This window comes from Paraherbaspirillum soli, assembly GCF_042654985.1.
Classification (GTDB): Bacteria; Pseudomonadota; Gammaproteobacteria; order Burkholderiales; family Burkholderiaceae_D; genus Paraherbaspirillum; species Paraherbaspirillum soli.
This window is the reverse complement of record NZ_JBHSMT010000028.1, coordinates 50,594-72,236: the sequence shown is the minus strand read 5'-3', so window position 1 is coordinate 72,236 and position 21,643 is coordinate 50,594. Positions and strand designations below refer to the sequence as shown.

At 57.5% G+C, this 21,643-nt stretch carries 24 protein-coding genes; 3 read left to right on the top strand and 21 right to left on the bottom strand.

The features are described 5' to 3' along the window. Nucleotide 1 precedes the first annotated feature (1 nt). The 3 genes from ACFPM8_RS16440 to ACFPM8_RS16430 all read right to left on the bottom strand — a co-directional run bounded on the left by ACFPM8_RS16440 (nt 2) and on the right by ACFPM8_RS16430 (nt 1,498). Complete coding sequence (locus ACFPM8_RS16440) at nt 2-601, bottom strand: hypothetical protein (protein WP_378998953.1); 600 nt, start codon at nt 599-601, stop codon at nt 2-4. A gap of 11 nt (nt 602-612) precedes the next feature. Then, nucleotides 613-987 carry a hypothetical protein gene (locus tag ACFPM8_RS16435; RefSeq protein WP_378998951.1) on the bottom strand — a complete coding sequence of 125 codons (375 nt, stop codon included), beginning with the start codon at nt 985-987 and terminating at the stop codon, nt 613-615. Nucleotides 988-1,075: 88 nt separating this feature from the next. Further along, nucleotides 1,076-1,498: a hypothetical protein gene (locus ACFPM8_RS16430; protein ID WP_378998949.1), complete on the bottom strand. Its 423-nt coding sequence runs from the start codon at nt 1,496-1,498 to the stop codon at nt 1,076-1,078. 389 nt (nt 1,499-1,887) lie between these two features. On the opposite strand from ACFPM8_RS16430, the gene ACFPM8_RS16425 reads away from it, so the two are divergent. The 3 genes from ACFPM8_RS16425 (at nt 1,888) to ACFPM8_RS16415 (ending at nt 3,757) form a co-directional block, all read left to right on the top strand. Further along, nucleotides 1,888-2,199 (top strand): hypothetical protein, encoded by a 312-nt coding sequence (locus tag ACFPM8_RS16425; RefSeq protein ID WP_378998947.1) that lies wholly within the window; start codon nt 1,888-1,890, stop codon nt 2,197-2,199. Between the two features lie 119 nt (nt 2,200-2,318). Further along, nucleotides 2,319-2,948, top strand: a complete 630-nt coding sequence (locus tag ACFPM8_RS16420; RefSeq protein ID WP_378998945.1) for a hypothetical protein — start codon at nt 2,319-2,321, stop codon at nt 2,946-2,948. Between the two features lie 548 nt (nt 2,949-3,496). Continuing rightward, nucleotides 3,497-3,757, top strand: a complete 261-nt coding sequence (locus tag ACFPM8_RS16415; RefSeq protein ID WP_378998943.1) for a hypothetical protein — start codon at nt 3,497-3,499, stop codon at nt 3,755-3,757. Between the two features lie 126 nt (nt 3,758-3,883). On the opposite strand, the gene ACFPM8_RS16410 is transcribed toward ACFPM8_RS16415, so the two are convergent. The 18 genes from ACFPM8_RS16410 to ACFPM8_RS16325 all read right to left on the bottom strand — a co-directional run bounded on the left by ACFPM8_RS16410 (nt 3,884) and on the right by ACFPM8_RS16325 (nt 21,384). After that, on the bottom strand, nt 3,884-5,134 hold the full coding sequence (locus ACFPM8_RS16410) for a hypothetical protein (RefSeq protein WP_378998941.1): 1,251 nt from the start codon (nt 5,132-5,134) through the stop codon (nt 3,884-3,886). Further along, nucleotides 5,131-5,856 carry an outer membrane lipoprotein-sorting protein gene (locus ACFPM8_RS16405; RefSeq protein ID WP_378998939.1) on the bottom strand — a complete coding sequence of 242 codons (726 nt, stop codon included), beginning with the start codon at nt 5,854-5,856 and terminating at the stop codon, nt 5,131-5,133. The genes ACFPM8_RS16410 and ACFPM8_RS16405 overlap by 4 nt, the downstream gene beginning before the upstream one ends. A 13-nt stretch (nt 5,857-5,869) precedes the next feature. Beyond that, nucleotides 5,870-7,099, bottom strand: coding sequence for an ABC transporter permease (locus tag ACFPM8_RS16400; RefSeq protein WP_378998937.1), 1,230 nt, complete (start codon nt 7,097-7,099; stop codon nt 5,870-5,872). Next, on the bottom strand, nt 7,099-7,770 hold the full coding sequence (locus tag ACFPM8_RS16395; protein WP_378998935.1) for an ABC transporter ATP-binding protein: 672 nt from the start codon (nt 7,768-7,770) through the stop codon (nt 7,099-7,101). Before ACFPM8_RS16395 ends, ACFPM8_RS16400 begins: the two co-directional genes overlap by 1 nt. Nucleotides 7,771-7,786: 16 nt before the next feature. Beyond that, complete coding sequence (locus tag ACFPM8_RS16390) at nt 7,787-8,254, bottom strand: DUF2141 domain-containing protein (RefSeq protein WP_378998933.1); 468 nt, start codon at nt 8,252-8,254, stop codon at nt 7,787-7,789. Nucleotides 8,255-8,416: 162 nt separating this feature from the next. Then, nucleotides 8,417-9,544, bottom strand: a complete 1,128-nt coding sequence (locus ACFPM8_RS16385; RefSeq protein ID WP_378998931.1) for an ABC transporter permease — start codon at nt 9,542-9,544, stop codon at nt 8,417-8,419. Further along, a complete protein-coding gene (locus ACFPM8_RS16380; protein WP_378998930.1) occupies nt 9,541-11,916 on the bottom strand; it encodes an ATP-binding cassette domain-containing protein in 2,376 nt (791 codons plus the stop codon). Before ACFPM8_RS16380 ends, ACFPM8_RS16385 begins: the two co-directional genes overlap by 4 nt. Next, entirely contained in the window at nt 11,913-12,773 is an 861-nt protein-coding gene (locus ACFPM8_RS16375; RefSeq protein WP_378998928.1) for a SagB/ThcOx family dehydrogenase, read from the bottom strand. Before ACFPM8_RS16375 ends, ACFPM8_RS16380 begins: the two co-directional genes overlap by 4 nt. Nucleotides 12,774-12,782: 9 nt before the next feature. Beyond that, entirely contained in the window at nt 12,783-14,114 is a 1,332-nt protein-coding gene (locus ACFPM8_RS16370; RefSeq protein ID WP_378998926.1) for a YcaO-like family protein, read from the bottom strand. 3 nt (nt 14,115-14,117) lie between these two features. Beyond that, complete coding sequence (locus ACFPM8_RS16365) at nt 14,118-15,092, bottom strand: TOMM precursor leader peptide-binding protein (protein ID WP_378998925.1); 975 nt, start codon at nt 15,090-15,092, stop codon at nt 14,118-14,120. A 546-nt stretch (nt 15,093-15,638) separates the two neighbouring features. After that, nucleotides 15,639-16,565 carry a class I SAM-dependent methyltransferase gene (locus tag ACFPM8_RS16360; protein ID WP_378998922.1) on the bottom strand — a complete coding sequence of 309 codons (927 nt, stop codon included), beginning with the start codon at nt 16,563-16,565 and terminating at the stop codon, nt 15,639-15,641. A gap of 30 nt (nt 16,566-16,595) precedes the next feature. After that, the gene (locus ACFPM8_RS16355; protein WP_378998919.1) at nt 16,596-17,126 is read right to left on the bottom strand and encodes a hypothetical protein; all 531 of its coding nucleotides are present in this window, start codon (nt 17,124-17,126) and stop codon (nt 16,596-16,598) included. Between the two features lie 517 nt (nt 17,127-17,643). Then, nucleotides 17,644-18,024, bottom strand: a complete 381-nt coding sequence (locus ACFPM8_RS16350; protein ID WP_378998917.1) for a DsrE family protein — start codon at nt 18,022-18,024, stop codon at nt 17,644-17,646. A gap of 9 nt (nt 18,025-18,033) precedes the next feature. Beyond that, nucleotides 18,034-18,441, bottom strand: a complete 408-nt coding sequence (locus ACFPM8_RS16345) for a DsrE family protein (protein ID WP_378998914.1) — start codon at nt 18,439-18,441, stop codon at nt 18,034-18,036. Nucleotides 18,442-18,451: 10 nt separating this feature from the next. Beyond that, nucleotides 18,452-18,778, bottom strand: a complete 327-nt coding sequence (locus ACFPM8_RS16340; protein ID WP_378998913.1) for a sulfur reduction protein DsrE — start codon at nt 18,776-18,778, stop codon at nt 18,452-18,454. A 517-nt stretch (nt 18,779-19,295) separates the two neighbouring features. Then, nucleotides 19,296-19,943, bottom strand: coding sequence for a CPBP family intramembrane glutamic endopeptidase (locus ACFPM8_RS16335; RefSeq protein WP_378998911.1), 648 nt, complete (start codon nt 19,941-19,943; stop codon nt 19,296-19,298). A 238-nt stretch (nt 19,944-20,181) separates the two neighbouring features. Continuing rightward, on the bottom strand, nt 20,182-20,616 hold the full coding sequence (locus tag ACFPM8_RS16330) for a hypothetical protein (RefSeq protein WP_378998909.1): 435 nt from the start codon (nt 20,614-20,616) through the stop codon (nt 20,182-20,184). A 372-nt stretch (nt 20,617-20,988) separates the two neighbouring features. Further along, nucleotides 20,989-21,384, bottom strand: coding sequence for a pentapeptide repeat-containing protein (locus ACFPM8_RS16325; RefSeq protein WP_378998905.1), 396 nt, complete (start codon nt 21,382-21,384; stop codon nt 20,989-20,991). Nucleotides 21,385-21,643: the final 259 nt, after the last annotated feature.

Below are 21,643 nucleotides of genomic sequence, written 5' to 3'. Positions count from 1 at the left end.
GTCAATCCAGGTCGATCGCAAACGAACTCATGCCGATGACCGTGCTGCGATCGCTATTCGATTGCAAGGTCACGCTTGCATCCGGCGGCAAATCGACCCTGCCCTTGATGCTGCGCTGATCGGTGCGCAGATACAGGCCGATCTGGATTTCATGGCAATCCTTATAGGTCTGCAAAACCATTTCACGCGCATTGAACAGAAAATTGCGCACGTAAATAACAGGGTCAACCCGGCTCGACAACGACAAGCCGACCAGCCGCTCGCCTTCGCCGCCATCGCTCCAGATCGCTTCCTGATCGGCCTGCAAGGTCAAGAACGCCTTGCTGTTGGCGCGCAGATTGGCAAACGTGATGGTGACAGGTTTGAAAGACTGGGTTTGGCGAAAGCAGCGCTCGTTCAGCGCGTGGCTGGGATTGGCGATCAGATGCGCATCAAGGAACTGGCGCGCCTCGTCGGAGAGCGCATTGCGTTCGTTGGCAATCAGTTGGCTGATCTCCAGGGCCGGCGCAAGCGGTTCCTCGTTCGGCGTCGCTGTTTTTGTCGCGGGCAGGCCGATGCCGCCCGCCGGCTCCTTGATATTGCCTTTTTCCTTGGTCTCCATGGCTCTCGCCGTCAGCTGGGAAATTCAATATCAAAGTCGCCGACCTCAATGCGGCCTGAATTATCGTAACCGGTGAACTGATATCTCACATCAACCAGCACCCCATCGGAACCCGGCAAATTGCCGTGCAAAATGCTGCCTACGGCGCTAATCGGCACTGTGATTGTTACCGATTGCTGGTTGCCGGAAGTATTCGACGCGGCCTCCACGAACATCCTTTTTTGCCACACGTTAAGGGCTGCCAGGGGCGACGTTGATTCAATCTGGACCGGCTTATTGCCCGCTAGCGAAATTGTATTGTCGTCCTTGAAGTGCAGCTGAGCCCTCAGCGTGTCAGTGACGTTGTGCGCCGTAAAGGTGAATCTGATAGTGAATTCCTTACCCATAGCCAATCTCCTTTTTGACATTATGTTGGCCGGACTCCACACTTAAGCGAATATCCGGCTGTGTCACGATACAGCGGACGATCGAAAATCAGGAGTCGTTACTTCTTGTCATATCCCACCTGAACATGGTGGGCGTTGTACCGACTGGTAGCGCTGTCGCATTATCAACCGAGGCCATTATCTGTACACCAGGACCCGAGCTGGAAGCCAGGTTGATGTACTTTATGCTCTGGTTGTTGGACCACAGATATAACTCAACGTCGAATTTCAAGGCGCCACCATCACCACCAGACTGTGTCTCGAGCTTCACTTGCGCAGGTGTGATGTTGAATGTATTCAGCGGCAAAGTATCACCAATAGTTTTGATACTGATGCCAGGGGACCCGGTGCGTGTAGGGCCGGTGCTATAGGCAACTGGCCCAGCACCCTCCTCGGTCAAATTCACAGTAACGTATGTACCAGGCTGTGCATTGCTCACCGACAGTTTTAATTTTCTGTACTGATCTTCCATGATTGAAAAACCTTCCTATAAAGAATGGGTTAAACAACATCCCTCGCACTAATTCACGCACCAACTCATCGGCTATCGGCATCGACAATAACGATCGACAAGCGACAGCAGAAAGCTGGTTTTTTTGAGGGGGATTTCAAATGGTGCGGGTAAGACATTACACAATACATTTCCGTGCGGCAAAGCATTTTCGAGACGGAGGTCCGCAACCTGAGGGATCTAACAGCTTCAATTGATGGCTTTGGATAGCGCTATCAAATCGGGACGAAATGATTCTTGATTCTTGCTTGGCGTGGCAACTGTGACGATTGCTGTCCGGGAGCGGGCCCGCTAGGCCAATTGGCGCGGCGTTGATGCTCGGAGAACAGATTTCGATTTTAGGAGACTCGATGCTGACTCTCGGAGAGTCGGTATCCATTCTCGGAGAGTCGGTATCCATTCTCGGAGAGTCGGTGTTCATTCTCGGAGAGTCGGTGTTCATTCTCGGAGAGTCGGTGTTCATTCTCGGAGAGTCGGTGTTCATTCTCAGAGAGTCGGTGTTCATTCTCAGAGAGTCGGTGTTCATTCTCAGAGAGTCGGTGTTCATTCTCAGAGAGTCGGTGTTCATTCTCAGAGAGTCGGTGTTCATTCTCAGAGAGTCGGCATCCATTCTCGGAGAGCAGTTTCATACTGGCCCTCCGCCGACAATTCCCGCCAAATAATCGTCTCAAGGTAAAATTCCCCAGCTTTGCCAGTCGAATGGACGAGTTGCCGCCGACCGCCGGGTTCGGAGTAAGTCGATTAAAGTAAGCAACCCAAGCTGATGCACCGAGGGCTTTAAATGACGTTCTTGAATCGCATAAAAAAAATATTCAACCCAGAGCCTAAAGAGCAAGTACTTGGCTATTCGCCGTCAGAATTGCAGCATCTTTTTCAAAATACGAGTGCAACTGTCAACCCAGGTTTTCAGAAAAATTATCCGAAAAAATCCTCTTTGGAATCGGCTGGAATTCATGCCTTTTATGCCTCGCAATTGATCGACAAAGAAGAGATGGAAATTTTTCTGAAGCGAGTGGACTCGTACTTTCAATCAGAAACTAAACGAGTGTTCAGTGACACTGTTGTAACGCAATCCAAGGCTATAACAACAGACGAAAGATTGTGCTATCTGCTCGTGAAAGAGTTCGGCGGTGTCGTCATAAAACTGGTGACTGATAGCGTGAGATTTTTAAATTTGCTCGCTGAGTGTAATTTTTCTATGCCGCCCCCGTGGCTCGCATTTTCTGACTACAAGCCGCAATGGTGGGGCGGTTCGATGCAAGGGGCTCAAGCTTATTACGATGATTGTTTTTTCTCGTCGTTTTTCGCGAGCCTGAGCATAGAGGATAGAAAGAAATACTTTGCAAAACATAATGCCAGTCAGGATTGGGAAAAGGCCTTAGAACTTTTCTATGACATTGAAACTGACTGAACGTTGGGCTTTCCAGCCCAACCTACGATCTAGTTGGCGCGACGTCGATAAATGTAGGTCGGAAAAGCGTAGCCCTTGCAGGGCGCGTATCCGCTTGCAAGCGGATACCGTTGCGCAGGCAGATGGCATGCCATCTGAAACCCCTGCTTCACCCTTCCGACGGCGTGAATCGCGTCAGCCGGTCAAGTCCTTGGTATTTTTAGCGGCCGGCGGCACGTCGGAAGGCGCTGCGCTTTTCCGACCTACGATCCATTAACGGCTCAAATTACTGAAGTTGGCTTGTCGCCAACAACAATCTGCGCTATCTTCCCCTCGTCGCGCAGAAAGTACGCGATGCGGTGTGAGAACCGGTAATTAATTGAACTGGGCAGACGATTCTTGTCGTCTGCCCCATCAATGCTCGTCTTCCATGGCGGTCACTTGGTGGGAATACCTTCGGGTATGCCGGTTTTTTGGTTCAATTATTCCGGTTTCTCACGCCCACTTTGTGCCCGCCTCCTTCGTCGCCCGACGAAGGGCGGTTAAATTTACCGTACGAGGAGATCAGCATGCATGGCAACAATCCGTCGCAACCATCCCCAGCTACCCCCGCAATCGTGTACCTCAATCGCGCCATCGACAACGCCTGTCTTGGCATGCACAGCGCTACCGACGTGCTGCGCGTCTTCAAGGCGATGCGCGACCTTTCCAAAAACAATGAAGTGATGCAGGGACTGGCGCTGACCGGCATCAAATTGGCCGACGACCACTTCAATATGTTCGATGCCGAGCGTGGGGAATTGGAGCGTGAAAAGGCCGGCAAGCCGTAGGGCGGATGAGCGCAGCGTTATCCGCCGCACCGACCGCAAAATATGCGGCAGAGGTATGCATGGCGGAAGACGCTGCGCTTTTCCGCCCCACGTGAATATCGACCGGCGAACGGACGCACGCACTCTTTAAAACAACCAGCGCAACCTTGTCGCCAGCACGTTGGCCACCGGCGACAAAGCTCTTTCCGAGTTGGCGCGGCCGTCTTGATGGACCGCCGACAGCATCCAGGTCAGGCGCGATGAAATCTTGTATTCGGCTAGCGCATGCCAAACCTTGCTGCGATCTTCCAGGCTCATATAGACGCCGCCGCTGACATCCCAGTCGGCCAAGGTTTGCGACAAGGTCAGGCTCAGGTAGCGCTGTCTGGCGCCCTGCGCGATCAGCATTTGCGACAGCACGGCTTGGCGCGCCTTGATCGCGATGTCCGGCAGCGGGGCTGTTTGATTGCGCTGGATCTGCTCCAGCAGGCCCGCGTATTGCGACGCCGACAGGCCGCGGCCGTCGTAGGAATATTCAAGCTGGACCTTAGGCAAATCCTGCGGCGTATAGATCAAGCCGGCCGTGAAGCGCTGATAGCGCCGGCCGTCATTGCTGCGAAAAAATCCCAGCTGCGGAGTTGTTGCCGATGCATCCAGCAAGCTATTCAAGATAGGCCGCTGGGTGCCCCTGGCGCTGTAATACGCGCCGTAATAGGACAGCGTCTCGCCCAGCGCGCCGCTCACGGTGCCCCCTACCCCATCCGCCTCGCCGTTGGCGCGGCGCACCAGGGCGCTGACGCTGAGCTGGTCGAATTCGTAGCCGAACTTGAGCACCGATTGCTCGACGCCGCGGTTGAAGCCGTCGGCATCGTTGCCGACATCCTTGCTATATAGCGCGGCGAGGCTGGCCTTGGCGCCGGTCCAGCTGAGCACGGCCATCGGCACGCCTTCGGACTGGGCCAGGGCGTCGACCGGGTCGCTCAGATCGGTGCGCTTTTGAAAAAATCCCAAAGGCTGGATGACGTAAGACGGGTCCAGCGAGTACAGCCGTTTGCCGAGCGACAGCGTGGTTTGATCGCCGAGCCGAAAGACCCGGTTCAGCTCTTGCAGCGTGACCGAGGTATGGCTGCGCTGTTCGGGGATATCGGTGCGTTGCGCGGCCAGCCGGGTGCGCCAGCTGACGCCTTGATAGCTGCCCTCGAGCAGGCCGATCAGGTCGGTATTGGTTTGGGCGATGCGGGCGAAGTTGTCGACATTGAGCGGCGTGCTGCGCAGCCCGATGCGCTCTTGATCGGCCAGCACAAAGCCGCCGACCCAGTCTTGCGCTGCTTGCGCTTGTGCCTGTCCCGCGCCTGCCAGCAGCAAGCCGCAGCACCATGCCTGAAGCCCTGCCCTCATTGTTCCAGGCTGCGCGGGTTGAAGGTGTTGGGCGGGAAGTCGACGGCGTTGATGGTCTCGAATACCACCCTTGTCTCCGCGCCTGGATCTTGCGGGTCGAGATAGTGGGTGGTCGGTGGCAAGCCGCCGCTGGCGGCGTCAAATTTGGCGATCTTCAACAGCTTGCCGCTGGCCACATACAGCATGGCTTTGAGCGGCAGATACTGGCCGCGTTGCTGGCGCACCACCAGCGTGATTTTGGTGTAGGTGGCGGCGTCGTTTTTGCTGTTGAGTTCCAGCGCCAGGCAGTTGTTGTCGGCGCAGGATTGCGGCGGCAGCTCGGTCAACGCGGCGCTGTAGTCATGCTCGAAGCTGATGCGCGCCAGGTCGCCGATCGAGGCTTTGCCGCGCAAGGTTTGCAGCGGCGTCAGACGGATCGCGCGCTTGGTGCGCGGGGCATAAAAGAACAGCCCGCTGTCGGTGGTCAGGAACTTCTGGCCGCGCTGGTCGATGCTGGTGGCTTCGACCAGCACTTGATTGTGGTTGGCGCCGCGGATCAAATAGGTGCCGGCCTCTTGCTCCTTGCCGTTTTGCTCGGGCGTGATGCGGACCGATGCCTCAAAGCTGTTCAGCGGCAGGCGGTAGCGGTCGACTTGGCGCAGGATGTCTTGCGGCGATGGAGCGGCATGGCTGGCGGCGGTGACGCTGCACAGCAGAAGGAGGCAGAGAAATTTTGACGACATATATCAACAGGCCCTAGTTCATCGAAAGAGTTTGCGTGATCGGCATGCGGCTGATGCGGCGGCTGATGGTCCAGGAGGCCAGCATCGCGATCAGCGGCAACGCGCACATGATGGCGGCGCTGTAGGCGGGAACCCACATCAGGTTCAGCAGGACGCCGACATTGCGGCCCGGCGGCGCGGCCATTTCTATTCTGGCGGCGTTGATCAGCAGCGTAGTCAGCCAGGCCAGCAAGCCGCCGGTCAGCGCGCCCAGCCAGCCTTGCAGCATGCCTTCGTAGACGAACAGGCGGCGGATCGCCACATGCGAGATCCCCATCGCGCGCAAGGTGCCGATCTCACGCGCCCGTTCGTAAATCGTGGTCAGGGTCATGGTGGCGACGCCGAGGAACACGATGATGCCGATGATGATGCCGAATACCACAAATTGATTGCGATACAGCGCCAGCACTTGCGCGTACAGCGGAGCCAGTTGCTGCCAGGTTTTGAGTTGCGTATGCGGGCCCAGGCGTTGCTGCAGGCGATCCGAGACGATGGTCGCCTGGTCGGTGTCGTCGTATAGCACGGTGACGGTAGAGATCTTGCTGGTGCGCAGCAGCTCTTGCGCGGTTTCCAGCGGCAGTTGCAACAGGTACAGATCGGCCTCGGGGACGCCGGTTGCGACCAGCCCCGCCACTTCCAGGTCCATCGCATTGATGCTGCCGTTGACGGTGGTGGTCATCAGCGTGATCGAATCGCCGGGCTTGACCGCCAGCCGGCGCGCCATCTCTTTGCCGATCAAGGCTTGATAGCGGGCGCCGGGCGCGCTGCTCAACGGCACACCTGCGGCCAAGGTCTGGAAGGCGCCGAAGGCTTGCCGCTCGCGGTCGGGGTTGACGCCGGTGCCTTCGAAGTTGAGGGTGCGCGGGCCGTTCGACACCAGGCCGCTAAACAGCAGGCGCGGCACGATCCGGTGCACATGAGATTCCTGTCCCAGTACGGTTTCAAGCCGGGTCAGGTCAGCGCGCTCCAGCCCGAACTGCAATTGCTGCTCGGCATAGCCGTCGAACTGCGCCGGCGCGCCCAGCTGAGCATGGCCGAGCCCGCTCCTGATGGTGCTTTCCTTGAGTCCGTCCAGGCCGGCGGCGATGTAGGCGATGAACAGCAGCAGCGCCAAGGTGCCGACCGCGATGGTGCCGGCCAGCAGCAAGGAGCGGCGGCCGTTGCGCATGACATTGCGTTGCGCCAGTGTCAGCCATTGCGCCATCAGATCAACCTGCCGTCTTCGAGCCGGATCACGCGGTGCGCCATTTGCATGACCTTGACGTCATGGGTGGCGATGATGAAGGTGGTATCCATTTGTTGGTTCAGCCTGCCTATCAGGTCCAGTAGCTCATGGGCGGTTTTACTGTCGAGGCTGCCGGTCGGTTCATCGGCGATCACGAAGCGCGGCCGGTTGACCAGAGCACGGGCGATCGCGACCCGTTGCTGCTGGCCGCCCGACAGTTCGGTCGGTTTGTGCGACAGCCGGTGGCCGATGCCGACCATCTCCAGCGCGGCGATGGCGCGGCTGCGTCGTTCCTGTTTGGGCAGCGCTTGCGGCGCCAGCGCCAGCTCGACGTTTTCTACCGCGCTCAAGACGCTGACCAGGTTGAATTGCTGGAACACGAAGCCCAGCTTGCGGTTCCTGAACTGGTCCAGCCCGCTTTCGGCGATGCTGTCGAGCCGGGCGCCGTCGATCATGATGTGGCCGCTATCGGGCTGATCGAAGCGCGCCAGCATGCTCAGTAAGGTGCTTTTACCGCTGCCGGACGGACCGGCAACCGCGGTCACGGTCGGCTGTTCGATCCGGAACGAGACATCGGCCAGCGCCACGATGCGTTCGTCGCCGCGCCGGTAATGCTTGGAAATGGCATTGACTTCGAGGATGGCTGTCATTCAATCAATCCCGCGTTTAGTAAACCAGCTCGATGCTGATCCTGGTCGGACCCGGCTTGAGCGCTACCATCGCATCTTCGAAACTGGGCGGACCGTACTTGCCCCTGGCGTTGCGCGAAAAACCGTAGCCTTCAAGCGGGATGCCGTTGGCGGTTTTATCCATGACGTGATTGCCGTTTTCATCGTGCAGCACCATCACCGCATAGTCGCCCGGCGTCAATTGCGGAAACCGCAGTTCAACAGTCGGCGCCGGCTGCGCCATTGCGCCGTGCGTGCAGTGTTTCAGGAAGGTGGCTTTGTCGCACACGGCGACCAGTATTTGGCCCTTGTTGTTGGCGATGCCGCTCACGCTGACGGTCAAGCTGGCGCTGCCGGTCGGTTGCGACTGAGGCTGGGACGGCCAGGCAAAGACGGCTGCCAGTACGGCCGCCGTCAGCAGGGCCAGCACGATGGCGATGATGCTGGCTTGGTTTTTAATACGCATTTCCGAATCTCATTGTTTGCTCATCTATTTCTTATTCACTATTTGGCACCTCTAAAAACCGTAGCGAGCGGCCCAAGGTCGGGGCGAGAAGCGCAGCCGTACGGAGGTACGGTGAGCATCACAGCCCCGAGATTGGGCCGCGCAGTAGGTTTTTAGAGGTGCCTACTCGCGCGGCATCCAGGTGAATCGTTTGGTCGCGAATGCCAGGCAGGCAACCAGCATCGCCAGCAGGATTGCCAGATTATAGGCGTCGCTTTTCCAATCCATGCCGACTGTCAGGCAGCGCCGTATGCTGGCCATCATCGCATTCAGCGGCAGGCAGTCGAGCACTTCCCGGGCGCCTTTCGGCAAACCGCCGAGCGGGATCATCAGGTTCCCCGAAAACAGCAAAGGAAAATACAGCAGGTTGCACAACATGGTGGCGGCCGCAACGCTGTTGGTGAGCGCCGCGATCAGCAAGCCGAGTGCGAGAAATGCCGCCGAGCCCAAGGCCAGCACGCCAATCGCCAATGCAATCTCGGCGCCGCCGGCGCTGATCCTGACGCCATAAATGGCCCAGGCCGCGACAAACATCAACAGGCTCGCCAGCAACATGATGAGCAGCCGCGACAAGCACCAGGCGGCAACCACGATCCCGGTATGCATAGGGAACAGTTGATACATGCGGAACATGCCGCCTTCGCGCGCAGCCACCAACGGCGCGGCGAACCCCATCAGGCTGGTGGACAGGATGATCATGCCGGCCAGCCCGGTCACCAGGAACAGTCGGTAATCGAGCTCGCCATCCTGCTTGCCTGCTCCGCCATTCTCGGCCGGCATCGGCAAGGTGACCCGCGGCGGCGCCTGCAAGCCGGTCAGGTTGTAGGCGTCGCTGAATCCGCGCAGCATGCCGTAGGCCGCTTCATAACTGGGGCCGGCCGTATGCTTGCCGCCTAGTGCCATCAAAGTGCTGCGGCCGGCGCTGACATTGGCGGCAAAGCCAGCCGGGATGGTCAGTGTGAGGTCGGCACCGGCGGCGCTGGCGCCCTGCTCTGCCGGCAGCAGATTGAAGACTACGCTGGATTGCATGCGCAAACCTGCACTCAGCTGGCGCATATAGTCTTGGCTGACCTGGCTGCGATCGAGATCGACCAGCGCCAGCGATACCGGACCGAGTTTGACGTCATGACCGAACAAGGCCATTTGCATCACCAGCATCAACAGCGGGAAGGCGAAAGTCCAGAACAGCGCCAGACGGCCGCGCAAAAACATGGCGAGGTCGGCGCGCACAAGGTGGAGCAGTATTTTCATCTTGGTTCAATCATGGGCATATCGTCATGCGCAACGTCGGCAAGAAAGTCTTCGACCGAGGCAGTCTCCAGGCTGAAGGACGTCACCCTATGCTGGTCGATGAAATGGCGGAAGGTTTTGTCGAAGCCTTGGCTGCCGTACATTTCCCACACGCCATCACGCTGGCGCGGCGGCTGGACCAGGTCGGGCAATGCTTGCAGGGCCAGTTCGGACTCCGGCGACAATGCTTGCCGCACCTGGCCTTTGTAGCTGCCGACGCGGCGCGTCATCAGCTCGGCCAGGCTGCCTTCGGCGACGATCTTGCCGCCATCCAGGCACAGGATGCGATCCATGCCCAGCAAGTCGGAAGGAATATGCGAAATGATCAGCAGGCTGATCGGCAGCTTGGCCAGCAGCTCGCGCAAGGCGCGCAAGAACCACTCGTCCAGGCCCAGCGAGGGTTCGTCGAGGAAAGCCAGCTGCGGCACATGGGACAACGCCAGCCACAGCATCACACGCTGCTTTTGACCGCGCGACAATTGCTGCCAGAAGCGTTCGGCCAATTCTTCCAGGCCCAGCGCACGGGTGACCGCCGCTTCGGTGCGGGTATAAATGGCTTGATGCAGCGCCATGATTTCGCGCACTTTTATCTTTGCCGGGAAGTCTGCGCCCTGCAGCAAGCCGCCGATCTGTTGCCGCCGGTCGACGCTGTGCTGCTGGCTTGCATCGGATAGGTGCAGTTGTATCGTGCCGCGGTCCGGCTGGCGCAGGCCGAGCAAGGTTTCCATCAGCATCGACTTGCCGCTGCCGTTGCGCCCGACCAGCGCGATCTTTTCGCCGCGCTTCAGCGTGAATGGACCGGGCTGCAAGGTAAAGGCCGGCGAGAACTTGAGCTCCAGGCCGGCGACTTCGATCAATGGCGGTGCGTCGACGACCGGGGGCGCGACTTCAGCCGTCTGCTCGACTGCTTCTTCGGCCGGGTCGGCCTGCTCTACGCCGTATTCGATCAAGATGTGGCGCGCATGCTCGCGATAGACCGGGTCTTGCATCGCCTGCCGCAATTTGCTGACGCCCAGGTCGCGGTCGCCGCCGTATTCGGCCGGGGCATTCATCAGCAGCGACGCATGCTGCACCAGCAGATCGGGATCGTTCGGTATCAGTTGCACGGCTTTGTTGAAGGCGTTGATTGCTTGCTGGCCGGCGCTGGCGACCTTGATGATGTTGGGTCGCGCCAGCAAAATCGCCAGGATCGCCCGGGTACCGCGCCACAGCCAGAGGCGGCCGGGCGGCAGGCATTCGGCCGCCTTCAGCAACATGTCCAGATGCGCTTCCTGCTCGCGGCTCGGCTTGGTGGCGAAGTTCACTTGCAGCAGCGCGCGGTTGAGCTGAGCGCCGATCAGGCTGTCGAGCAAGGCCGGCTCTGAAAACACCGCTTCCGCTTCCAGTTGTTGGATGCTGTGGTCGAGGTCGGCCGGGTTCTTGTTGATCCATGCGGTGAACATCGCCGCCCGCGCCTGCGCTATCAGCTCCGCTTGCGCCGCGTTCGGCGCGCCGCTTGTTATCGGGGCTGGGAACGACTGCCCGCTGGCCTGCTCGACCAGATGCACGATATGGGCCTCGGAACTGGCTCGCGCCACGTCGGCAAACAGGCGCGTGATGCGCTCGGCGCCGCCCAGCGCGAAAATGGATTCCAGCAAATCGGCGCCGACCCGACATGCCGAACGATAAACGTCCACATTGCTGTCGACGCTTTCGCCGAACATGCTGTCCGAACTGCGGCTCAACAAGGCGCGCATGGATGGCAACAAATCCAGGTTGGCGGCCGGCAAGCTGGCGCCGGCAAAGCGGCTGGCGAACAAATGGGCCAGCCCTTCATCCAGCAAGCGCACGCCGCAAGTGACGAAGCAATGAGCGATCTCGTGAAACTGAACCTGGCGCAAATCGTCGGGAAAACCTGGCGACAGCGTCGACAAGCGCAACAGCGCCAGCCCCGGAAAACTCTCGATCGTCAAGTGCAAATCCCGGCTCTCGGCCTTGCATTGCAACAGGATGCAAGGCACGGGCAATCCGAGGAAAGCCTGGCATTGAGCGATGGCGTCGTCGAAATTGCGCTGCATCACAGCCGTCAGCGGCTGCTCTCCCAGCACGAATAGCGCCCCGCTCTGGCGGCACGGCTGCTTGCCGGCCACGATGTCTTGCAATAGCGGATAGGAGGGAAAGCGCCCGCGCAGACTGAACAATTGTTCCAGCACTGCTTGCGCTTGCTCGCGCTGACCGGCTGCGGCATGGCGCAGCAAGTCGAACGCGGTCGAGCGCAGGTTCGGTGCGGCCGCAGCCGGATGTCCGGCGGCAGCGCTGTCCGGCAGCAGCGATTTGATCGGATTCAAACTCATGCCGACTCGCTGCCTGCCGCTTCTGTCTGGACCGTTTCCTTACCGATCAACATGACCGACACCACCGTTTCGGTAACGCCGTCGATATCCAGCAGTGCCGCCAGTTCGTCGTCGTAATAAGCGCCGTACACCAGCGAGCCCAGGCCCAGGCCTTGCGCCGCCAGACACAGGTTTTGCGATGCGTGGCCGGCTTCCAGCAGCGCCATCCGGTAGCCGCGGCTGCCGTATTTGGCGGTGGCGCGTTGCGGCACGCTGGTCATCGCGATCACCACCGGCGCTTGCATGCCCGATTCGCCCGACTGCACCTCGGCGCTGGCGAATGCATTGCCGGTTTGCGGCTTCAACACGCGCAGGCAATGGCCGCGGGCATCGTAGTGCGCGATGCAGGGCGCGACGCCTTCGACCTGATTCAGGAACAAATAAAACTCGGTCGGATACAGCCCGCCCGGCGACGGATAAGCGCGAAAAGCCAGCTTGACGTGGGGCGCGGCATTGCTGCTGCTGTAACGATTGACGCGCAGCGAATGGTGCAGCAGGCTCGACAGCTCGGTCAGGCTGAGCGCGCCGGCAAAGCCGCGCGCGCTTTTGCGGTCGGCCATCGCGCCGGCCAGGCTGCCGATGTCCAGCGTCGGCTCCGGCAAGTCGATCCGCGGGCAAGACGTAAATACGTTGTAGCCCGCCGCGCCGCGCGCGATAAAGGCCGGATGGCGCAGATAGCGCACGATGTGCTTGACCTGGCCCGCCATGGTGGCGCGATGGAACTTGGTCTGCTCGTGCAGGATATCGACCGGATCGTCGATATCGAATTGTCCCGCCATCGCTTGCGGCGGAAGGAGTTCTTGTAAACCGTCATTCATAAGCGTTTTTCATGGAAATGGGTGGGGATCTGGATTCGGCTCCGGCACGGCGTCCAGCCCCCAGTATGCCGCCACGCGCTCCAAGCGGCGCTGGTCGAGGCTGATCATGCCGTCGCCGAACAGCAGCGGATGCAAGCCGGGGATCATGGCGCGCACCACGCAAAAGCCGAGGCTGGCGATGTCGGCCGAGGTGACGTCGACTGCCAGCGCGCGATAGCCCAGGTCCGTGAGCCGGGCCAGCAATTGCGCAACATCGTCGAGCTGGTGCAGCGATGGGTCCGAACTCTGGATCACGTCGGCATTCCTGAACAAGAATTCCATCGCGGATTGCCGCGACGGCTCCAGGAAATAAGCGAAATGGTCGCCCGGGTTCTTGATCTGCTGGCGTTCCGGCAGCGGTGTGCCGGCCGTCAGGATAGAGCTGCCCCAGACATAGCCGTGCAGCGCTTCGATCACCGCCTTGTTGATCGCTTGCTCAACCCGCAGATGGGCGCTGGCGCCCAGCGACATGGTGCCGTCGGTCTTGCTGCGGGCCAGGCACAGCACCACCGGCAAGCCGATGTCGGTGCTGATGTCCCACAGCCGGACTTCCAGCGAAGGATGGTCCAACGCGCGCTGCACGCCGGGCAACAGCTGCGCCATCGTGGCATCGGTCACCGCCAGCGAGCGCGGCGCATAACGCATCTGCCATAGCGCGGCGAAGGAGTCGCGCTCGATCACCTCGCACAAGCCGCTCAGGATCGCTCTTTGCTCATCCATGCCGCAGGCCAGGCCGGTCGACGACGATTGCAGCACGATCTCTCGTTTGTTCTTGACCTGCATGCCGAGGTAGACCATTTGCGCCGGCACGTAGGCTTCGCGCGCCCGATCGGCCAAGTCGACTGCGGGCGCCCAGGCCCGGGTCACATCGGCGTCGGCCGGCAGGTATTCGAATCCTTCTGCCTCATATTGGGCCGGCGCAAACAGCACGAATTGATCCAGGCCGACCGCGGCCTGACCCAATTCCGCCTGCGATGCGTAATGCAATTGATCGTCGAAATGGGCCGCCGCAGAATAGCGCTCGATCGCTTCGCCGAACGCCGCCCACAGCGCCGAGGTGCGGTCGAAGGCCGCGCCCGAACCGGCCAGGCTGGCGCGGTCGGCGGTCGGATTGTTCGGTTTGGCGCGGGACGGATCGATCATCATGGCCTTGATGTCGACCATCAGCGCGTTAAAGACGAACAGACCGCGGGCGTCGGGATGTTCGGTTTCTTCCAGCAAGGAAGTGATGATGCCGTGGCGGCGGTGCACCAGGGCTTGATGTATCAGGGCCAGGCGGCCGGCGTCGGACAGGCGCTCCATCGCTTACGCCCTGCGCCGCAGCAAGGCTTGCTGGAACACGCTGCCGACCGGGCGGGCGGTGTTGGCGGTGCCGCATGCTGGGCAGCGCGGCAGACGCAGAATGCGGCTGCGGTTGATCTCGCCGGCCAGGCTGTCGATCTCGCTGAACACGCTTTGATGCAGGTTGTCCAGCGTGCCGCTCAGGAATTGGAGAATCAGGCGCGAAGTCTCGGCCACCCCGAACTGGATCGCGAGCTTGCTCGGCAGCGCGTGATACAGAATGTTTTCCTGCTTGCTGCGGGCGTCGAACTCGGCCACGAATTTGCGCGTGGTGCGCACCCGATGGTAGTAGCACTCATAGCAGGCGGTCGCCTTCGGAATCACCAGCGGCCCGCACTGCACCGTGCCCCAGTCGATCCCGAGATACAGGCTGGGAATGCCGCGCTCGACGGCCTTGCCATTGAGCTTGCGGAAAAATCCGAAATTCTCGAAATCCGAACACACCAGCAACAGTGCGCGCTTGTCGCCGTAATCGGGAACCGGCTGATCCTCGCCCAGGCGTTCGACCTGCACGGCTAGCTGCGCCATCGAGGCGGCAATCGCGTCGGCGCAGGCGCCGGAACCGGCCAGCGCCAGTACCCAATTGGCAGGATCGTAAGAGGCTTTCTGCTCGGCCGCGATCAGGCCGTCGAGTTCGCGCCGGTGTTCCAGGTGCTGATGGGTGGCGTCGCCGCTGGCGCGGCCATCGCGTTTGACCAGGACCTTGGTATCGACCAGCGCCTTGACGGCGGCCTCCACCGCTTCCGCCGGGAAGTTCTCCGACAGACGGTCGGTCAGCGCGGCCAGCGTTACGCCTTGTTCGGCGTTGGCCAGGATGCTCTTGAGCATGCCGACCCGGTCTTCCACGGTAAAACGGCGGCCAACCACCGACAGCACAATCTTGTCGTCGCCGATGGTGGTGATTTCCGCCAGCGGCGAAATATACAAACGTTCATTCATATCGCAATAATCTTTTCAGGAAAACAAACTCCAAGCCTGGCCGCACCGGTCAATCCGGGTGACGGCGGCAGCCTGGACGCAAAACTCTGGCCCAAGCGCCGCCGGCATTGCCGAGTTGCAGCGGCAACTGCGCTAAAACATGCATTCGATGGTGTGCGCAAGACCAGCACCAGCAACATCCTGGACACCTGCCCACCGTTGAATTCAATTATTTAGCAGCAGCAAGAGCAGGAACATGTGCAGCAAGAAACGCTCACATCTGCCAGAGCGCCACTCATGTCGTCTTGCAGATATTCCGATTCTGTCGAATCAGTGATGAAGATCTGTGTTGTTTCAATCATGATTTCCATAGCTAACTTCCCTATTCGTTATTTGCGTTATGAAAGAAGGATGAGTCCATATGAGAATTTCAAATAAGCTAATTTGAATTTCGCATAAAAAGCCACCCGCCTGAATCCTAGCATTGAATACAGGCAATTTAGTTGTGGAATTGGAATATTGCTAAGAGAGATCTTATTCTATTTTGAGAATTCAACGCCATCCGGATCAGACCCGGGCGAGCATCAATCGCGTACCGCCGCCCAGCCGCAAGCCGTCCTGACGATCAGCCAGATAGCGTGTCTGCAGCTCGGCCGCCCCCAGATCTTCGATCTCGCTAAAGCCGGTCGCGCGCAGCTCATCGGCCAATAGCGCCGGATCGAAGGTGGTTTTCCAGGGCTCGCCCTGGGCCGCGTATTTCTTGGCAAAATGCGCCATGCCCATGCGTTCCATCGGGTTGAGCAATTCGGCTGCCACACCGTAATCGAAGACGATCGCGCTGCTCTTCGGCAGCGACGCCACAAATTGCAGCGTCTCGAAGATGGCTGCGTGACTGAGATAAAGCGTCACCCCCAGCCAAGAAAAAAACACCGGCAAGTCGGTCCGGCAACCTGCTTTGCGCAACTCCTCCGACAAAATGGCTTGCTCGAAGTCGACCGCGACAAAGGTCAACGAGCTTGGCACAGCGAGCGCGCTTTGCTGCAACAGGTCGCGCTTCCAGGCTTGGGTAGCCGGGTGGTCGACTTCAAACACGCGTAGCGCCTGCCCGCCCTGCCCCTCATGCCGGTAGGCGAAGGTATCGAGGCCGGCGCCGAGCACCACATATTGATTGACGCCGGATTGCATCGCACGCGCCAGTTCGTCTTCCGCCAGCCTGCTGCGCACCACCATGGCGGCACGTAAAACACGTGAAAACGCGGCATCGAATTTTGCCGGATCGCGCCGCACCTGGGCCTCGTGCTCGGCACCCAATATGCGCAGCGCCAAAGGATCGTCAAACACCTTGGGCGTATCGAGCAATTGATGCGCCGCCCGCAGCATCGCCACCGTCAACGCACTGCGGCTGGGCTGGCCGGCTTGCATGATGCCGGCCGTCACGGGTTGCTCCGCAGGATCGCATGCAGTTGGCGCCATGCTGCCGGTTTCGCTATTCATGCTGACTCGCTTTCGTTTGGTGGGCTCAACCTAGCATCCAAGGCCATAGCGAACCACTTTCGATTCTTTTTGATTGTCTTTTGTAACTTCAAGGTTCACGTCGTACCAAATTTTGGTGCAATCGTCTTGCTCATTGACCTGCTGCACCGTGTATTCGGCTCGCTCGGTAAATCCCAGCCCGGAAAAAGTACGGCTAAATTTGGCGCCTTCCTTCTTGGTCTTGGGATTGCCCTTTTTAGCAGTGAGCGAAAGTTCGATCAGCCGGCCATTGTTTTGCAACCAGGCTTTGTCGCCATTCAGATTCGTCACAAAATATATCGTCTGTTTCGGTGGCGTATAAATGGGTGAGGGATTATTTTTTACCCATGTATAGCGCCCTTCATCGGGTTCGCCTTTTACCCAGAACGCCAATTCCCCGTCAATGATCTTGCGGTCAGTAATCGGCTCAAGCAATTTCAAGGCTTGAGCGCCGATAGTTTTGTCGGTAGCCGAGACGGTGGAAACCGGAATGGAAATTGCAAGAGCAATTGAAAAAAACAGGGTGCTGTTAATTGACTTCATAAAACTTTCTTTCTATACGGCGCGTAAGGGCGACTTTAAGTCGATCAATCCGATCTGTTCACCGTAGACGATATTGATTTGCTACTGCGGGACCTGGGTTGGAATTGTTTCGCTGGTCATCGCATAGCTGACATTCAACGCAACATGCTCGACGATGCGTGTCACGCTATCAAACAAAGGCAGGCAGTTGCCGCGTTCAATCCGAACGGCAGTATAGGACCAAGGTATCCTTTGGGCAACGAATAACCGGAGATGAAATCCTGGACGTCAGGCCCGGAGACCGTGACGGGACTCGGAGAAATCTCGGTTTTTCCCACATGCCGATATAAAGCTCTCTCTGATTTTCCTGGATCAAAGATCATCCTCATTTGGTGGGCGTGTGATTTGTCCGTTACATTTCATTCCCGATCAAGGTGCAGTATCGTTTCTGCAAACGATTGCCCCTTGTCGGATTTCAGAAGTTTGGGACAAGGATGGGAGTGATGCATTGCGAGTTCACGGAAGTCAGCGTCGGACGTCACCAATGCCAAACCTGACCATAGTCCGCGAAGAGCTTCGCGACCTTGCTACGTGGAACGAAGTCAAGCCCGTCAATCAACTCGCTGGGGTCGATGCCGCGTTCGCGCAAGGCGTCTTCGACCACGTAAATTTTGACGCCTTTGCCTTTGAGCCAGACCAGGTCCTCGGCGATCTTGGGCGGCTGGGTTTGTTCTTGCCCCCCGAACGACAATCCGCTCGCGTCCTGCGCCTTCACCGCATAGTTCACCGCATTGCCGCGCAGGAGCACATCGATGTCGGCATTGGCGCCTTTCAGCGCCGAGCAGATCCAGATAATGGTGTCATCCTGCTCTTCCTGAGTACCGCGATAGGCCGCTTCGACAATATTCAACACTTTCATGATGGTCTCCTATTTGGTACCGATGACCAAGGTATTGTCGGAGCCTTCGGCGAATTTCCAGAAGTCTGCGGGACTGCCCCGGCGCACGCCCTCAATGGCTTCGCCCGCGCCGCGCTCGTCGACGCACAAGCCGCAATTGACCCAGTCCACTTTTGCGCCCTTGGCGGCGGCCTCGTTCATGAGCGCCGCAATCCAGATCCGCGACAGCGGGTGGTTCTCCTCTTCCACGCTGCGGCCGTGCACGGCATTCGGGTGCTGCGCCTGTTTCGCAAACGGCAAAAAGACCGCGCCTTCGTAGGCAAACACGTTAACGTTGAAACCGCGTTTCACCGCCAGATCGATCAAACGCAGCGCCGTCGTGCTGCGCTCGTTTTCGAAAGGGGGATCCATCAGGGCAAAGGTGAGTGTCGTTGACATGGCGGCCTCCTTAGTGCCAGATGGCCTTGCGGCCCTCGGCGAGCTGATCGATGACCACGGAAAGCGGCGCGGCTTTTACGCCCTCGGCCAACTGGGTCGCTCCGATCCCACGTTCGCGTAACGCGAAGTCGTCGGCGAGAACCTCGACACCGGCAAGCGCGGTATCGGTTAAGAGAGACGAACAACTGCTGGGTCGCGCCGGCAGCACGCCATTCTGTACCAGGAACAAAGTGACCTGGTTGCCTTCCTTCACCAGATTCACCGCCAGATCGTACTGGCGCGCAACAATATTGTTCTCGAACGGGTCGCGCGACTCGATAAGCAAATACTTGGCCATTCCTGTTTCCTTTTGTTGTGAATGAAACATACCGGCTGCTCAACGCAAGGGCGGAGTTGTTTACCCGCCGTCAGTATCCCAATTGAAAGTGCTTGAGGCATGCGAACACCTGTGTGTTTGCGTTTCGAACGTACATTTCACCTCTGGTTAAATTTATGCCAATACAACGGCATGTCAAGATTAAATCTGACGCCAATCCGTGTGACCAATGGGAGCAGTATTTTGAGGAGCGCAAAGGACAGATGATCGTCTCTTAGACGAGCGGAGTTTCGTGGACCCAATAAACATGGGCGTCTCGTTCCTCGGAAAGGTCTTGCATTCCAGAGACAAGAATAGTCGCTGGTTCATCATCGCCTAGGCCGCCGGCGAGGTGTACAGAGAGAAGGGAGGCGTTGGCGATGCCTGCTGTGCAAACCAAGACACCGTTGCGGTGCATCGAGAGGCAATCATGGACGCCCAACTTATTCTGACCAGCCCTAAGCTGTCCACTCGAATGATGGGCTAAGGCTCAGACAGTTCATAGAAAGGGAATGATATCAGCCAGAATATGCGCAAACACCGCGGGAAATAACGAGCCGGTTCGGACGTAATAGAGACTCAGGACGAAGCCAAAAGCCAAGACCGAGATTGCCCCAACCGGCCCTTGGTAAAGGTGATAAAGCACACGCACTAAAAGCGACACACCCATCGCAACTGAAAGGCCATAACCTCTCATTCCTCGAAGGAGGAAGCCAAGTAAAAAAACTTCCTCGTACGCGCCATTTGTCAACGCCATTATGATTACGGTCGACAACGAAACAGATGCATTCGACACCATGCTGTCAATAGGCTGAGTCCCTAGGCTTGATACGAATGGGGCTGTAGACACCCACACGACACCCAATGCCGCCACATAAATAGCGATCCCAACAATAATCCCGATGAGGGACGGCGCAGGATAGAGCGTAGAGACCGCGAACCTTCGGAGGTAAAGAATCAGAAACGCAATGCCTCCCAAGATTATTTCCATGAGGATGATGGAGAGTAGATTTGCGTCTGTAAATGCGCCGCTATTGAAGCCTGCCGATACCGCCTGAGTTGACGAATAAATCGACCAACCGAAGCAGATCGCCGAAATTGCAAAAGCTTCGAGTGGGTTTGTAATCGTGCGCGACGTGGAACGCATTCATGAACCCTAATCAGTTTTATACGGGGAAATTGAAAACATTTCAAACCAGGCGTCCATATATCACGACAACGACGACCAGGCTAGCTTTTCTTCTAACTCGTTTAAGTGCGCATCAAAGTGAATTGATCCATTTCTTCTCTATTTAGATATTGATTCTTCTATGAGTTTAACGGGGACCGAGTGCTCGCTTCTGGCCGATAGTAGGCATTAGGAAATGGCATCCTAGGCCTCAAAGTTAAACAGCCTCAAGCTCAGCATCATCTCGTTGCCCGATGCTTAAAGCAGTCAATGCCCGAATAAAATCATCAAGCAGCGCTGGTTGCGAAACGAGATAAAGCGTAGCTTCACTCGCGACATTTTTCCTTGCAAAATCCTTAAATTCGGACTGGGCCAACACCGTAATGTAAATGTAGCCACGATCATGGAAATGCATCCTGGCGTGGAAAGCCCCCGAAACAAACTCAGGACCGAATTCCCCCAATCGTAGATCGTAGATACCTCCATCAACTTGATCTTTAAAACGATCCAGTTCTGAGGCAATCTCTTTGAGGCGCTGATGACCTACATAGACGGAATTAGCAAACGAGGACTTGCCATCTGAGACGTCAATGTCTAGTTCAACCACGTCATCATCGAACCAAATCTTGCTTAGGCGGATTTTTGATTTCATTTGTAGAGTTATGCACTCAGAAAATCTGACAGGCTCCTGATTTCGCTCATTTCATGAAATTCCGGCGACTTCACGAAAACCCTTTGCCCAAAAAATTCCATCCCTGGAATACGATGAGACGAATTCGATCTCATAGCTCGCATTACCCCACTGACGATCCGAAATGTCGGTCACGATACATTCGCATCCAAACGGCGGGGGTACGATAAATCCATCTTGATTATTTGTGACAATCGCAGTTAGCTCTATCCAATTGCTATCACCCAAACACAGTACTGCTCGGTCGATGCGACGCTCATGCTGATCAATCTCCAAATACAGCTTTGACAAGCAACCGCTAGCTATTTTTGTCATGTCATTGCGTCCAAAATCCTAGCGCCAAGTTGAACCATTGCTTGTGTTTTGAATTGCCAATCCCTTGCAATTTTTCTGTATGCATCCATACCAAACCACATCTTCAAAAGAACATTCACTATTAAGATTGTCGAGCGTAAATTCACAGTCCACAAATTCACATTCGATGAATTTGCTCCCTGAAAATGCAGTTCCGCGAAATGTGCAGTTGGTGAACTTGACCTGCACAAATACAGCAAGGTTAAAAATCCCCCAGTACCAATCGCATTTTTCAAATGTACAACTCACGAAAACAGAATCAACATCGCCGCCTTCAGCGTTGATGTGAGCGAAGTCGCAATAACGAAACACGTTATCAGACCATCCAAATGGCTTTTTCAGGCGGGTGTCAAATTGCTGGGACTCAAAAAACATACTGATTCCAATTTTTCATATATTTCCATATGGATGTTTGCCAATAACCTCCGCACCAACCTCATAGCGACTTGAGATGTTATTCAGTTGACGCATAACCGTGCAGTAGGTTTTTCGAGGTGCCAGCTTGACAACATCAGCTTTTTTTCGACGGCCCTAGCCGAACCTGTCTCTGCCTTGCTTAACAAACTATGGAGTAAAACGTGTGCAACGTAGGGCGGAAAAGCGCAGCGCCTTCCGCCGCATCGGAAGATTCAAA

Bases quoted from the DNA above. Each gene is read 5' to 3' on its own strand.
- ACFPM8_RS16350 (WP_378998917.1), bottom strand. From the start codon at position 18,024: ATGAAAGTGTTGAATATTGTCGAAGCGGCCTATCGCGGTACTCAGGAA.
- ACFPM8_RS16430 (WP_378998949.1), bottom strand. From the start codon at position 1,498: ATGGAAGATCAGTACAGAAAATTAAAACTGTCGGTGAGCAATGCACAG.
- ACFPM8_RS16335 (WP_378998911.1), bottom strand. From the start codon at position 19,943: ATGCGTTCCACGTCGCGCACGATTACAAACCCACTCGAAGCTTTTGCA.
- ACFPM8_RS16395 (WP_378998935.1), bottom strand. From the start codon at position 7,770: ATGACAGCCATCCTCGAAGTCAATGCCATTTCCAAGCATTACCGGCGC.
- ACFPM8_RS16425 (WP_378998947.1), top strand. From the start codon at position 1,888: ATGCTGACTCTCGGAGAGTCGGTATCCATTCTCGGAGAGTCGGTATCC.
- ACFPM8_RS16410 (WP_378998941.1), bottom strand. From the start codon at position 5,134: ATGAGGGCAGGGCTTCAGGCATGGTGCTGCGGCTTGCTGCTGGCAGGC.
- ACFPM8_RS16370 (WP_378998926.1), bottom strand. From the start codon at position 14,114: ATGGAGCGCCTGTCCGACGCCGGCCGCCTGGCCCTGATACATCAAGCC.
- ACFPM8_RS16380 (WP_378998930.1), bottom strand. From the start codon at position 11,916: ATGAGTTTGAATCCGATCAAATCGCTGCTGCCGGACAGCGCTGCCGCC.
- ACFPM8_RS16385 (WP_378998931.1), bottom strand. From the start codon at position 9,544: ATGAAAATACTGCTCCACCTTGTGCGCGCCGACCTCGCCATGTTTTTG.
- ACFPM8_RS16420 (WP_378998945.1), top strand. From the start codon at position 2,319: ATGACGTTCTTGAATCGCATAAAAAAAATATTCAACCCAGAGCCTAAA.
- ACFPM8_RS16355 (WP_378998919.1), bottom strand. From the start codon at position 17,126: ATGAAGTCAATTAACAGCACCCTGTTTTTTTCAATTGCTCTTGCAATT.
- ACFPM8_RS16405 (WP_378998939.1), bottom strand. From the start codon at position 5,856: ATGTCGTCAAAATTTCTCTGCCTCCTTCTGCTGTGCAGCGTCACCGCC.
- ACFPM8_RS16435 (WP_378998951.1), bottom strand. From the start codon at position 987: ATGGGTAAGGAATTCACTATCAGATTCACCTTTACGGCGCACAACGTC.
- ACFPM8_RS16365 (WP_378998925.1), bottom strand. From the start codon at position 15,092: ATGAATGAACGTTTGTATATTTCGCCGCTGGCGGAAATCACCACCATC.
- ACFPM8_RS16325 (WP_378998905.1), bottom strand. From the start codon at position 21,384: ATGTTTTTTGAGTCCCAGCAATTTGACACCCGCCTGAAAAAGCCATTT.
- ACFPM8_RS16345 (WP_378998914.1), bottom strand. From the start codon at position 18,441: ATGTCAACGACACTCACCTTTGCCCTGATGGATCCCCCTTTCGAAAAC.
- ACFPM8_RS16360 (WP_378998922.1), bottom strand. From the start codon at position 16,565: ATGAATAGCGAAACCGGCAGCATGGCGCCAACTGCATGCGATCCTGCG.
- ACFPM8_RS16400 (WP_378998937.1), bottom strand. From the start codon at position 7,099: ATGGCGCAATGGCTGACACTGGCGCAACGCAATGTCATGCGCAACGGC.
- ACFPM8_RS16340 (WP_378998913.1), bottom strand. From the start codon at position 18,778: ATGGCCAAGTATTTGCTTATCGAGTCGCGCGACCCGTTCGAGAACAAT.
- ACFPM8_RS16375 (WP_378998928.1), bottom strand. From the start codon at position 12,773: ATGAATGACGGTTTACAAGAACTCCTTCCGCCGCAAGCGATGGCGGGA.
- ACFPM8_RS16390 (WP_378998933.1), bottom strand. From the start codon at position 8,254: ATGCGTATTAAAAACCAAGCCAGCATCATCGCCATCGTGCTGGCCCTG.
- ACFPM8_RS16415 (WP_378998943.1), top strand. From the start codon at position 3,497: ATGCATGGCAACAATCCGTCGCAACCATCCCCAGCTACCCCCGCAATC.
- ACFPM8_RS16440 (WP_378998953.1), bottom strand. From the start codon at position 601: ATGGAGACCAAGGAAAAAGGCAATATCAAGGAGCCGGCGGGCGGCATC.
- ACFPM8_RS16330 (WP_378998909.1), bottom strand. From the start codon at position 20,616: ATGAAATCAAAAATCCGCCTAAGCAAGATTTGGTTCGATGATGACGTG.